The organism is Gemmatirosa kalamazoonensis (genome assembly GCF_000522985.1).
GTDB lineage: Bacteria > Gemmatimonadota > Gemmatimonadetes > Gemmatimonadales > Gemmatimonadaceae > Gemmatirosa > Gemmatirosa kalamazoonensis.
The window spans coordinates 3,103,051-3,115,255 of sequence record NZ_CP007128.1 but is presented as its reverse complement, the minus strand read 5'-3'; the positions used below and the strand labels follow the sequence as shown (position 1 = coordinate 3,115,255).

The following is a 12,205-nucleotide window of genomic DNA, read 5'->3' as shown; positions in this document are numbered from 1 at the left end:
GTCACGCAGCCACGCAGCGCGCAGCCACGCAGCCCACACCAGAGATATCCATGGCGACGAAAGTGATGATGGAGGCGCTCTCCCCGACGATGGAGGAGGGGCGTCTCGTCAAGTGGCTGAAGAACGAGGGCGACGCGGTGAAGACGGGCGACACGCTCGCTGAGGTCGAGACGGACAAGGCGATCATGGAGCTCGTCGCGCGCGGCGACGGCGTGCTGCGCAAGCGGCTCATCGACGAGAACACGTCGACGCCGGTGGGGCAGCTCATCGCCGTCATCGCCGCGCCGGACGAGAACATCGACGCGCTCGTCGGCGGCGCGGCGCCGGCGCCCGCCGCGGCGCCTGCCGCCGCGCAGCCCGAGGCAGTCGTGGCGCAGCAGCGCGAGCAGGCCGGCGCGTCGTCGGTGCCGCGTGCGCCGTCGCAGTCGCAGGGCGAGGCGTCCACGCCGCCGCAGGAGAAGGTCGCCGCCGCGCCGCCGGGTGCGGCGGGTGGCGCGGCGCCGCGCACGCCGATGCCGCAGGCCGGCGGTCACGAGTCGGAGCAGGCGCCGCACGCCGCCGACAACGGCGGCCGCGTGCTCTCGTCGCCGCTCGCCCGCCGCATGGCGGCCGAAGCGGGGCTCGAGCTCGAGCAAGTGCGCGGCTCCGGCCCCGGGGGACGCATCATCCGTCGCGACGTGGAGGCCGCGGCCGCCGCGCCCCGCGCACCGTCCGCCGCGCCCGCCGCCGCATCCGAGCCCGCGGCAGCCGCACCCGCCGCACCCGCTGCCGCCGCACCGGGCGACTTCCAGGACGTTCCGCTCACCCAGATCCGCAAGACGATCGCGCGCCGGCTGAGCGAGTCGATCGGCCCGGTGCCGACGTTCTACCTCACCGCGGAGTTCGACATGGCGCGCGCCGCGGAGCTGCGCACGCAGCTCGCGGCGATGGGCGACGAGTACAAGGTGTCGTTCAACGACATCGTGCTGAAGGCGGTCGCCGTCGCGCTGTCGATGCACCCCGAGGTGAACGCGCACTGGCTCGGCGACAAGATCCGGCAGCACCGGCGCGTGCACCTCGGGATGGCCGTCGCGATCGAGGACGGGCTCATCACGCCGGTCATCTTCGACGCCGACAAGAAGCGCATGGGGCAGATCTCGCGCGAGGCGAAGGAGCTCGCAGGCCGCGCGCGCGAGCGGAAGCTGAAGCCGGAGGAGTACACCGGGTCGACGTTCTCCGTCTCGAACCTCGGCATGTTCGGCATCGACCAGTTCACCGCGATCATCAACCCGCCCGAGGCGGGGATCCTCGCCATCGGCGCGATCGAGGACAAGCCGGTGGCGGTGAACGGCGAGGTGAAGGTCGCGAAGCGCATGCGCGTCACGATGAGCTGCGACCACCGCGTGATCGACGGCGCGTTGGGCGCGAAGTTCCTGCAGACGGTGCGGAAGCTGGTGGAGAGCCCGCTCTCGATGCTCTGACGGATCGGACCGCAGAGGACGCAGAGGGCGCAGAGGACTGCCTAACGGCTCCGCTGCGCCCTCTGCGTCCTCTGCGGTTTCGTTCTCGTCAGGGCGTCTTCACGACTGCGGCGCCCTTGTCGTCCGGCTCGAACTTGACCGGCCACTGCACCACCTGCCGCACGGCGTGCCCCTTCCGCTGCGCCGCGGTGAAGTGGAGGCCGAACAGCGCGGCGCGCACCGACTCGCTGAACGCCGGCGCGGTGGACGAGACGAAGCCGATCGTCTCCCCCTCGATGTCGCCGTTCGCGTCGACGACGAACTCCGCGACCACCTTCCCCGCCGTCTTGCGCAGCGCGTCCGGGTACTCGGGCGTGAACGGCACGACCGGCAGCATCACCGCCGCGTCGTCCACCTGGTCGGCGGTGAACACGTCCCCCGACTCGACGAGCTTCGCGAGCTGCAGCGACGACACGCTTCCCGGGCCGGTGCGCGGGCCGCCGCGGCGCGTCCACACCGCGATCACGCCGCACACGGCGTTCGACACGCCGCCGCGCAGCGCCGCCGGCACGGTCGCGATGCCGCTGTACAGCTCGATCCCCTCGATCGCGCCCGGCGGGATGGCGTCGAGGTCGAGCGCGAGGGCGCCTAACGGGGTGCCGTCCATCCAGTAGAACGGCGTGCACGCGCCCTGGCTGCTCGCGCCACGCGACGCGGTGCCGGCCGACATCGAGTTGCGGAACTGCGGCACGAGCGTGCCCGCCTCGCCCTGCACGAGGACGACGCCGGGCACTGAGCGGAACAGGTCGGACGTTCGCTGCGGGCGCCGCTTGTCGATGTCGGCCCGTGTGACGAAGCGGCCGAGCCCCGCCGCCCGCCGTCGCTCGAACGCCGCGAACGGCGTGATGGACGCGGTCGCGCGCGACTGCGCGCGCACCACCACGCCCGCCATCGCCTGTGCGGCGCGCTCGAGCGGCACGATCACCGCGCCGCCGTCGACCTGCGGCACCTCGACCTGCAGCGTCTCGGGACGGAAGCCGACGCGCCGCACGCGCAGCTCCACCTGTCCCGGTGCGACGTCGCCGAAGCGGAACGCGCCGTCGGCGTCGGTGGTCGCCTGCCTCGCCGCGCTCGCGCTGCCGGCGGCGCGCATCTCGACGATCGCGCCGGCGAGGCGGGCGTCGTCGGCGCCGCGCACGTTGCCGGCCACGACGTAGCGCGGCGCCGGCTGCGACGACAGCAGCGCGGGCGCGAGCGTCCCGGCGAGAATCGTTAGACGAGTGCGCATGGCTCCGTTCCCTCTGGCTCTCACCCTAGGATGCGCGCCGGTACGGGGGGGCGCAACGCGCGCGCGGGCCGGAAACGCGACGCGGCCCGGAGCCGAAGCCCCGGGCCGCGTCGAGCCGTCTCAGATCACTGGCAGGTGACGTTGCCCCCGCGCAGGTCGATCTCCGTCTTCGGGATCGGCAGCACGCTGTTGAACGCGTCGGCCGACTGCTCCTTCCGCAGGTTGGTCGCGTTGAAGCGGTTGTAGAAGCGCAGGTCGACGAGGCGATGGGCGCCCCCCTCGAGGAGCAGCGAGTACCGCTTCTCGTAGAGCAGCGCGTTGATCGCGGCCGTGGCGCTCGTGAAGGTGGCGTAGTTCGGCAGACCACCCTCCTTGCGGCGCACGACGTTGAGGTCACGCGTCGCGGCGTCCAGCTGGCCGAGGCCGATCTCCGCCTGCGCGCGAAGCAGGATCAGCTCCGCGTTGCGGATGATCGGGATCGGACCGGTGAGGTTCGCCGGATCCGAGAGCGTCGTCGTGTACGTCGTCTGCACGTTGTTGCGCGTCACGCGGGCGATGGTCTTGATCTTCGCCGCCCGCAGGTCGCCGGCCTGGATGCTGTCGCCGACCGACGGGTTGAGGTAGATCGTCGACGCCGCGATCGGGCGCTGCGTCTCGCCCGGCGCGGTGCTGTACGTGTAGTACACGCCGCCCGTCAGCGTCGTCGCCGTGGTGTCGAGGAACGACGCGTTCAGCGCCGTGACCGCCGCCGTGAACGACGCCGCGTTGCCGGCGAGGCCGCGGTACACCTCGACCTGCCCCTTGATGGCGCGGTTGAACTTCAGGAATCCCGCCGGGTTGTCGAACGAGCCGTTGGTCGAGAAGCCCGCCGGCAGCTGGATCTGCCCGAAGCTCGAACCGGCCGCCGCGAGATCCGTCGCGCCGGAGTCGAGGATCGCGCTGATGGCCGCGAGCGCGTTCGGCGTGCAGAGGATCGGCGAGACGGGGTCGTTGATCGTGTTCGGCACCGTCACCGGGATCCCGTTGTTGCCGCGCATCTCCCACGCGCGCAGCAGCTCGAGCGCCATGATCGTGTGCGTGATGCCGCGCACGCCGGCCTGCTCCTGCGCGCTCAGCCCCTGCGCGCTCCCGATGCCTTCGAGGAGCGCCTTCCCCGTCCGGATGGACTGGAAGTACCCGAGCCACGAGCCGCCGCCCGTGAACGCGCTGGGGTCGATCGGCACGCCGAGCAGCTCGGTGATGAAGCGCGACTCGGCCGGGTCGAGGTTGTAGACGTCGCGCGCCATCGTCTCCGCGAAGACGAGGTAGCGGAAGCCGTTGTTCGTGCGGTTGTTGTTCAGCAGCCCGGAAAGGAGCAGCTGCGCCGTCGCGGCGTTGAGCCCCCCTGCGATCGTCGCGGAGGAGACGTTGTTGAGGTCGGGCACCGAGGTGGAGTCCTTGCAGGCGGCGAACAGCGCCGCCGACCCCACCGCGGCCACGACCGCGGAACGCTTGAAGAGGTATCGCATCACGTGGTCAGCAGAGGGGCGATTAGAAGTTCGCGGAGATCGCGAAGAAGAAGCTCCGGCTCGGCGGATACGGCGTGACGTCCTGGAACCGGCCGATGTTCTGGTTGCCGAAGTTCGAGACCTCGGGGTCGTAGCCGGTGTAGGGCGCCCACGTGTACAGGTTGCGCCCGGCGAACTCGAGGCGGACGTCCTGCGCCGAGGAGCCGAACACGCGGCGCGCCACGCTGGTCGGGATGCCGTACGAGAGGTTGATCTCGCGCAGCTTGAGGAACGTGGCCTTCTCGAGGTACACGCCGGCGCCCGTGCTGAACGCCGCCAGGCGCGCCTGCGACGTCGCGGTGTCCGCGAGCAGGTTCGTGCCGTCCCAGTAGTTGTTGGTCAGGTTGACCGTGTAGCCGCCCTTGCGCCAGTCGAGCAGCCCGCCCAGCCGGAAGCGGCCGACCGTGAAGTCGTTCTGGAAGCCCATCTGGAAGTCGGGCGCGCTCTCGAACAGCTGCGTCTTGCGCACGCGGCTCACGAACGCACCGGTCGAGCTGAACGTCGTGTCGAAGCCGGCGTGGTTCACCTGGACGCTCGTGATCGAGTTGCCCTGGCAGATCCACGACGCGCCGTAGCGCACCGAGAAGAAGCTGCCGCCGTTCGAGCACGGCACGTCGAGTCGCGTGACGCGGCTGTTGTAGTTCGAGAACGTCGTGTGCGACGTCCACGTGAGCGCCTTCGTCTGGATCGGCGTGGCCTGGAGCTCGAGCTCCGTGCCGGTCTTGAACATCGCCCCGCCGTTGATCGTCTTGCTCGAGAAGCCCGTGGACGGGGCGACGGCCGCGTTCAGGATGAGGTCCGTGATCCTGTCACGGAACAGCGTCGCGGACACGCTCATGCGCCCGGAGAACAGCTGGACGTCGATGCCGCCCTCGGTCTCGTTCGACGTCTCCGGCTTGATGTCCGGGTTGCCGGCGATCGAGGAGATGAGCCCACCGAGCTGACCGCTGTACGGCGACACGGGCAGCGTCGTGTACTTCGCGCCGAAGCCGGGCTGATTGCCCGCGCGGCCGAAGGCGAAGCGGAGCTTCACCTCGTCGGTGTGCGGCGGGAGGAACGGCACGCGGTACGACGCGGCGAACTTCGGGTACGCGTAGAACTTCTTGTCGTCGCCGTTCACGCTCGAGCGCTCCGCGTTCACGGCGCCCGTGAGCAGCAGCCGCTCGTTGAACATGAGCAGCTCTTCCTGCGCGAAGTACGCGAGGTCCTTCACCTGGAAGCGCGTCTCCGTGTTCGACTGGTTCAGGCCGAGGCGGATGTTCTGCGCGCCGGCCGGCACGGTGCGCGCCTGGTTCCAGAGCTGGTCGCTGTTCCGGAACTCGCGGCGCAGACCGAACGACGTCGTCGCCGTGAACGGCGACATCGTGAGGCGATGGACGCCGCTCAGGTTCAGGTTCGCGTACTGGCTCGTGACGTCGCTGTTGACGAGCGTGCCCGGCTGCCCGTCCGCCGACTCGTAGTACGCGATGGACGGCGAGTTGACCTTGCCGTGGTCGGTGAACGCATCGATGCCGCCCAACGCCGTGATGTCGAACGTCTGGCGCTGCGACGTGTACGCGGTCCACGTGGCCGAGACGTTGCCGATGTAGCGGTAGACGTCCTCCGGCTCCTTCGTGACCGTCGCCGTCTGGAACGGGTTCGTCCCCTCGCCGATGTACGGGTTGCGCGCGCCCGACTTCAGGTCGAAGAAGCTCGGCGTGGTCGAGAAGATGTCACCTGGCGAGATGATCGGGCTGTTGTCGTTGCCCGAGACGCCGCGATCGGTGAGCGTGTGGATGAAGTTGTTGTTCGCCTGCAGCGTGAGCTTGCTGCCGATCGTCTGGCCCAGGTTGCCCTGCAGCGACTGCTTGTTGTAGTAGCTGCCGCGCTGGATCGCGTTGTCGCGCTGCGCGAAGCCGCTCACGTAGTAGTTCGTGCCGGTGTTCGTGCCGCCGCGCAGCGAGAGCGCGGTCTGGTACGACGGCCCGTCGGGCTTGTAGAACTCCGACTCGAAGTCGTGGCACGTCGGATCGTACGGCGCCGGCAGCGCGCCGCCGTACCAGTCCTCCGCCTCCTGCTGCGACGAGAAGCAGCGGATACCGAGCTTGCGGTTCCCCTGCAGCTGGTACGTGCCGAGGCGCTGCGTGGCCGAGAACTGCGTGCGGCCGTTCGCGCCGCGCTTCGTGCGAATGACGATGACGCCGTTGGAGGCCTTGGAGCCGTAGATGGCGCCGGCGGCCGGACCCTTCAGCACCTCGATGGACTCGATGTCCTCGGGGTTGAGGTCGGCCGTGCGGTTCACCTGCTGATCCTGGCTCGTCGAGATGCCGCCGCCCGCGTTCGTGATCGAGTTCAGGCCGATGCCGAACGACTGGTTGCTGACGATGACGCCGTCGACGACGTAGAGCGGGCTGGACGTCGCGTTGATCGACGTGACGCCGCGCAGCTGGACCTGCGAGCCGCCGCCCGGCGCGCCAGAGTTCACGGTGATGGTGGCGCCGGCGATCTTGCCCTGCAGCGCGTTGTCCAGCGTCTGCGCGGGCGCGCGGGTGAGCTGCTCGGCGGTCACCTGCGACACCGCGTTCGCGGCGTTCGCGCGGGCCACCGAGGTGGCCGTGCCCGTGACGACCTGCGTCTCGAGCTGGAGGACGTCCTTGTCGAGGGTGACCGTGACGTCGGTCTGGTTGGCCGTCACCGGGACGACCTTCGCGAGGTACCCGATGCGGCGGACGCGAAGCTGCTGCGAGCCGGCCGGCACCGAGATGGAGAAGCGGCCCTGCTCGTTCGTGTACGTACCCGTGGTCGTACCGACCACCTGGACGCTCGCCGCCGAGAGGGGCTCGCCGGAACCAGTGGCCGTGATGACGCCCGTGACCCGACGCACCTGCGCCGACGCGCTCGTCGCGCTCAGCGCCAGACATGCCAGCGTGACGAGCAGGAAGCGAATGCGACTCACTCGTGAGTCCTCGTTGAAGTGGAACGGACCCGCGTCCCGCCTATCGGGACGCGTCCGCGCCGCTGGGGGACCCTGGCGGGCCCGTCCCAGGGACGGCGTGGCCTGACTCCGCTCGGATGCCTCGTCCGTTGATCTTCTGGCGACTCCCCTGAGCCGCCACGGCGACGCGCGCGCGGAAAACGACGTTCGGCAACACCAGTCGCCGTCCTCGCGGGGAGCATGGCGAGACGACGGCGAGCGGCACCGGCTCGAGTGGGCAGCCAGCCGGACACAGACGAGAGACCTGGTCTCTCGACGGCGCGTCACCATCGGGTGACGAGTCGTCCCGCCAGCTGACGGCTCACCCTCATTTCGAAGCGCCACAGCTTATTCACCCCCCCGGCGGCCGCGCAACGACGCAGCGCCGCGATGGGACGAGTGGGGGATGGGGCGGGCGGGTCGGCCGGGGCAGCGTCGGGGGTACGGCGGGGGTACGGCCGGGGTACGCCGGGGTGGACGCCCTCGGTATCTTTCGGCGCCGCGCCCCCCCGGACGCGCCGGGGCGCACGCTCCGCGAGGCCCCTGCGGGCGCCGGCCGGGCGGGTCGGCCCTCCTCCACCCGATCCCGACATGGCTTCGTACGACGTCATCATCCTCGGCGGCGGCCCCGCCGGTTACGTCTGCGCCATCCGCTGCGCGCAGCTCGGTCTGTCCACCGCCGTCGTCGAGCGCGAGGGGCTCGGCGGGACCTGCGTGCTGTGGGGGTGCATCCCCGCGAAGGCGCTGCTCGAGAGCGCGTCGCTGGCGAACAAGGTCCGCCACGCCGGCGACTTCGGCGTCGCCGTGGAGGGCGTGAAGTTCGACTACGCCGTCGCCATGAAGCGCTCGCGCGCCGTGAGCACCCAGAACTCGAAGGGCGTCGAGTTCCTGTTCAAGAAGAACAAGATCGCGTGGATCCGCGGCGAGGGGCGCGTCACGTCGCCGAAGCAGCTCGAGGTGAAGCTCGCCGACGGCAAGACGGAGAAGCACGACGCGAAGAAGGCGATCGTCATCGCCACCGGGTCGCGCGTGAAGGGGCTGCCGCAGATCGGCCTCTCGCTCGACAAGAAGGCCGTCATCTCGTCGGACGAGGCGCTCATCCTGGAGAAGGCGCCGAAGACGATCGCGATCGTCGGCGCCGGCGCGGTGGGCTGCGAGTTCGCCGACGTCTTCAACGCGTTCGGCAGCGAGGTCACGCTCATCGAGGCGCTGCCGAACATCCTGCCGCTCGAGGACGCGGACAGCTCGAAGGAAGTCGAGCGCGCGTTCAAGAAGCGGAAGATCGAGGTCCTCGCCGGCGCGAAGATCTCGAACGTGAAGGTCGGCGCCGACGCGGTGTCGATGACCGTGGAAGCGGGCGGCTCGAAGAAGGACCTCACGGTCGAGAAGGTGCTCGTCGCCGCGGGGCGCGCGCCCGTGATCGAGGGCGCCGGCATCAAGGAGATCGGCGTCCAGCTCACGGAGCGCGGCTTCATCAAGATCGACGACCACTTCCAGACGAACGTGAAGGGCGTCTACGCGATCGGTGACGTCGCCGGCCGGCAGATGCTCGCGCACAAGGGCGAGCGCGAGGGACACGTGCTCGCCGAGCAGCTCGCCGGTCAGCACGCGCACCCGGTGAACTACGGCAACATCCCGAACTGCACGTACTGCCACCCCGAGGTCGCGTCGATCGGCCTGACGGAGCAGCAGTGCAAGGAGCAGAAGCTCGACTACAAGGTCGGCCGGTTCCCGTTCTCGGCGAACGGCCGCGCGCGCACGTCGGGCGAGACCGAGGGGTTCGTGAAGATCATCCGCGACGCGAAGTACGGCGAGATCCTCGGCGCGCACATCGTCGGCGCGCACGCGACGGAGATGATCCACGAGCTCGCGGTGGCGCGCGAGAACGAGTTCACGGTGGAGGAGGTCGAGCTCACCGTGCACGCGCACCCGACGCTGTCCGAGGCGGTCGCCGAGGCGGTGATGGATTCGCTCGGTCGGATGGTCCATGCCTGAAGCCACGCCCTCGACGCTCTCCGCTCCACGCGCCACGCTCGCTCCGGCGGACGCGGAAGCGAGCGTGGAGCGTGGAGCGGAGAGCGTCGAGCGAAAGCTGCTCGTCGTGGATCTCGGGCGGATGGGCTACGGCGAGGCGCTGGAGCTGCAGCGCGCGGCCGCGCGCGCGCGGATCGCGGGATCGCTCGACGAGGACGTGCTGCTCCTCGTCGAGCACCCGGCGGTGGTGACGTTGGGCCGGTCCACGAAGGCGACGAGCCTCCCGCTCAGCGCCGACGCGATCCGCGCGCGCGGCGTGGAGGTGCACGAGGTGGAGCGCGGCGGCGACGTCACGTTCCACGGGCCGGGACAGCTCGTCGGCTACCCGATCGTGGACCTCAAGCGGCACAAGAAGGATCTTCACTGGTACCTGCGGCAGGTGGAGCAGGCACTCATCGACGCGCTGGCGACGTTCGGCATCGCGGGCGGGCGCGTCGAGAAGTACACCGGCGTGTGGGTCGGGAGTCGGGACTCGGGACTCAGGACTCGGGACTCGTCCTCCGCAACCGAGTCCCGAGTCCCGAGTGCCGAGTCCCGAACCCCGGCGCGCAAGATCGCGAGCATCGGCGTCCACGCGCGCGACTGGGTGACATGGCACGGCTTCGCGCTGAATGTCACCACGTCGCTGTCGTACTTCGACCTCATCGTGCCGTGCGGCATCCACGGCGTCGAGATGACGTCGGTCGCGCGCGAGCTCGGACGCGACGTGTCGCTCGCCGAGGTGGGCGAGGCGGCCTCGCGCGCATTCGCGTCGCTGTTCGCGCTCGAGCCCGAGCCGATGGGCGTCGACGCGCTCGCCGCGTCGTTAGGCACCGCGGCCGCGCGCTGACCCGCGGCCGGCCGAGCGCATGTCGAAGGCGCCGCCCCGCGTCTACGTCCCGCGTCCCCGCGAGGTGCGCCCGCCCGGCGAGGGCGGCGCGCCGCTGAACCCGGAGCAGCGCGCGGCGGCGGAGCACGGCGAGGGCCCGCTGCTCATCATCGCCGGCGCGGGCACGGGCAAGACGCGCACGCTGGTGCACCGCGTGGCGCACCTCATCGCGCGCGGCGCGGCGCCGGAGCGGATCCTCCTGCTCACGTTCACGCGTCGCGCCGCGCAGGAGATGCTCGCGCGCGCCGAGCGGCTCGTGGGCTCGGCAAGCCACCGCGTGGCCGGCGGGACGTTCCACGCGACCGCGCACCGCCTGCTCCGCCGCTTCGGTCCGGCGGCCGGCATCGCGTCGGACTTCACGATCATGGACCAGGGCGACGCCGAGGATCTCATGCAGCTCTCGCGCGCCGTGCTGGGATTGGCGGAGAAGAAGCAGCGCTTCCCGAAGAAGGAGACGCTGCACGCGATCTACTCGCGGCACGTGAACACCGAGTACACGGTGGAGCGCATCCTCGCCGAGGAGTACCCGCAGTTCGCCGAGCGGCTGGGCGACATCGGGCGCGTGTTCGCCGACTACACGGAGCGCAAGGCGCAGCGCAACCTCGTCGACTACGACGACCTGCTGCTGTTCTGGTCCGCGATCCTCGAGCAGGCGCCGACGCTCGCCGACAAGATCGCGGCGCTCTACGACCACATCCTCGTCGACGAGTATCAGGACACGAACGTGCTGCAGGCGCGCATCCTCCGCGGGATGTGCCGCGCGCACAAGAACGTGACCGCGGTCGGCGACGACGCGCAGAGCATCTACTCGTTCCGCGGGGCGAGCTTCCGCAACATCCTCGACTTCCCGACCGACTTCGAGGGAACGACGATCGTCACGCTGGAGCAGAACTACCGCTCGACGCAGGCGATCCTCGACACGACGAACGAGGTGATCGCGCGCGCCGCGGAGCGCTTCTCCAAGCGCCTGTGGACCGCGCGCGGCGGCGGCGAGAAGCCGTGGCTCGTGGCGTGTCAGGACGAGCGCGCGCAGACGCGCTTCGTGGCCGACCGCGTGCTGGAGCTGCACGAGGCCGGCACCGCGCTGTCGGAGATCGCGGTGCTCGTGCGCGCCGGCTACATGACGGCGGACCTCGAGATCGAGCTCACGGCGCGCGGCATCCCGTTCGAGAAGTGGGGCGGCATCAAGTTCCTCGAGGCGGCGCACGTGAAGGACGTGCTCGCGTTCCTGCGGCTGCTGGAGAACCCGCGGGACGAGGTGAGCTGGTACCGCGTGCTGCTGCTGCTTCCCGGCATCGGCGACGTGACGGCGCGCTCGGCGATCGAGCACATCGCGGCGAGCGGCTGGGACCCGACGTCGCTCGCCGGCTTCACGCCGCCGCCGAAGGCGCGCGAGGCGCACACGCGGCTCGCCGCGCTGCTCGCCGCGCTCGTGGCCGCGCCGTCGCTCGACCTCGGCGCGGAGATCGGCCACATCCGCCGGCTGTACGACGACCTGCTGCGCGAGCGGTACGACGACGCCGAGCCGCGGTTGAACGATCTCGAGCAGCTGCAGACGATCGCCGCGAGCCACGCCGACCGCGCCGCGTTCCTGTCGTCGATCGCGCTGGAGCCGCCGGCGGCGACGCGCGACCTCGCCCAGGGCGGCGCGACGGAGGACGACGTGCTCGTGCTGAGCACCGTCCACTCCGCGAAAGGCAAGGAGTGGGACGTCGTGTTCGTGCTGTGGGCGGCGGACGGCTTCTTCCCGCTCGCCCGCGCGACGGAGGATCCCGCGGAGCTGGAGGAGGAGCGGCGGCTGATGTACGTCGCGATGACGCGCGCGCGGAACGAGCTGCTCGTCACGTACCCGCTCCACGCGTACCCGTCGCGCTACACCGCCGACTACTCGCTCGACCAGCTGTCGCGGTTCATCGATCGCGGCGTGCGCGAGACGATGCAGCGCGTGGTGGTCGGTCCGGAGAACGAACCGGCCGCTCCGCCGGCGCCGACGGGACCGACGCCGACGGTCGATCTGCGGGCGATCCTGCGCGGGCGATTCGGCGTATGAGGCGGTCAGACGCGAGGCGAGGACGT

At 70.6% G+C, this 12,205-nt stretch carries 7 protein-coding genes; 4 read left to right on the top strand and 3 right to left on the bottom strand.

What is annotated here, in order from left to right:
• The first annotated feature begins 50 nt into the window (after positions 1–50).
• Positions 51–1,460 (top strand): pyruvate dehydrogenase complex dihydrolipoamide acetyltransferase, encoded by a 1,410-nt coding sequence (locus tag J421_RS13340; RefSeq protein WP_025411673.1) that lies wholly within the window; start codon positions 51–53, stop codon positions 1,458–1,460.
• Positions 1,461–1,548: 88 nt separating this feature from the next.
• Here J421_RS13340 and J421_RS13335 read toward each other — a convergent pair whose 3' ends face one another.
• From J421_RS13335 to J421_RS13325, 3 genes are all read right to left on the bottom strand, one after another.
• On the bottom strand, positions 1,549–2,727 hold the full coding sequence (locus J421_RS13335; protein ID WP_025411672.1) for a TonB family protein: 1,179 nt from the start codon (positions 2,725–2,727) through the stop codon (positions 1,549–1,551).
• Between the two features lie 125 nt (positions 2,728–2,852).
• Positions 2,853–4,235: a RagB/SusD family nutrient uptake outer membrane protein gene (locus J421_RS13330; protein ID WP_025411671.1), complete on the bottom strand. Its 1,383-nt coding sequence runs from the start codon at positions 4,233–4,235 to the stop codon at positions 2,853–2,855.
• Positions 4,236–4,257: 22 nt separating this feature from the next.
• Positions 4,258–7,209 carry a SusC/RagA family TonB-linked outer membrane protein gene (locus J421_RS13325; RefSeq protein WP_025411670.1) on the bottom strand — a complete coding sequence of 984 codons (2,952 nt, stop codon included), beginning with the start codon at positions 7,207–7,209 and terminating at the stop codon, positions 4,258–4,260.
• Positions 7,210–7,818: 609 nt separating this feature from the next.
• Here J421_RS13325 and lpdA point away from each other — a divergent pair.
• Genes lpdA through J421_RS13310 form a run of 3 tightly spaced genes read left to right on the top strand, consistent with a single transcriptional unit; the run spans position 7,819 to position 12,179 of the window.
• On the top strand, positions 7,819–9,222 hold the full coding sequence (lpdA, locus tag J421_RS13320) for a dihydrolipoyl dehydrogenase (protein WP_025411669.1): 1,404 nt from the start codon (positions 7,819–7,821) through the stop codon (positions 9,220–9,222).
• Positions 9,215–10,090, top strand: a complete 876-nt coding sequence (lipB, locus tag J421_RS13315; protein WP_104022597.1) for a lipoyl(octanoyl) transferase LipB — start codon at positions 9,215–9,217, stop codon at positions 10,088–10,090. Before lpdA ends, lipB begins: the two co-directional genes overlap by 8 nt.
• Before the next feature lie 19 nt (positions 10,091–10,109).
• Positions 10,110–12,179 (top strand): ATP-dependent helicase, encoded by a 2,070-nt coding sequence (locus J421_RS13310; protein WP_025411667.1) that lies wholly within the window; start codon positions 10,110–10,112, stop codon positions 12,177–12,179.
• Positions 12,180–12,205: the final 26 nt, after the last annotated feature.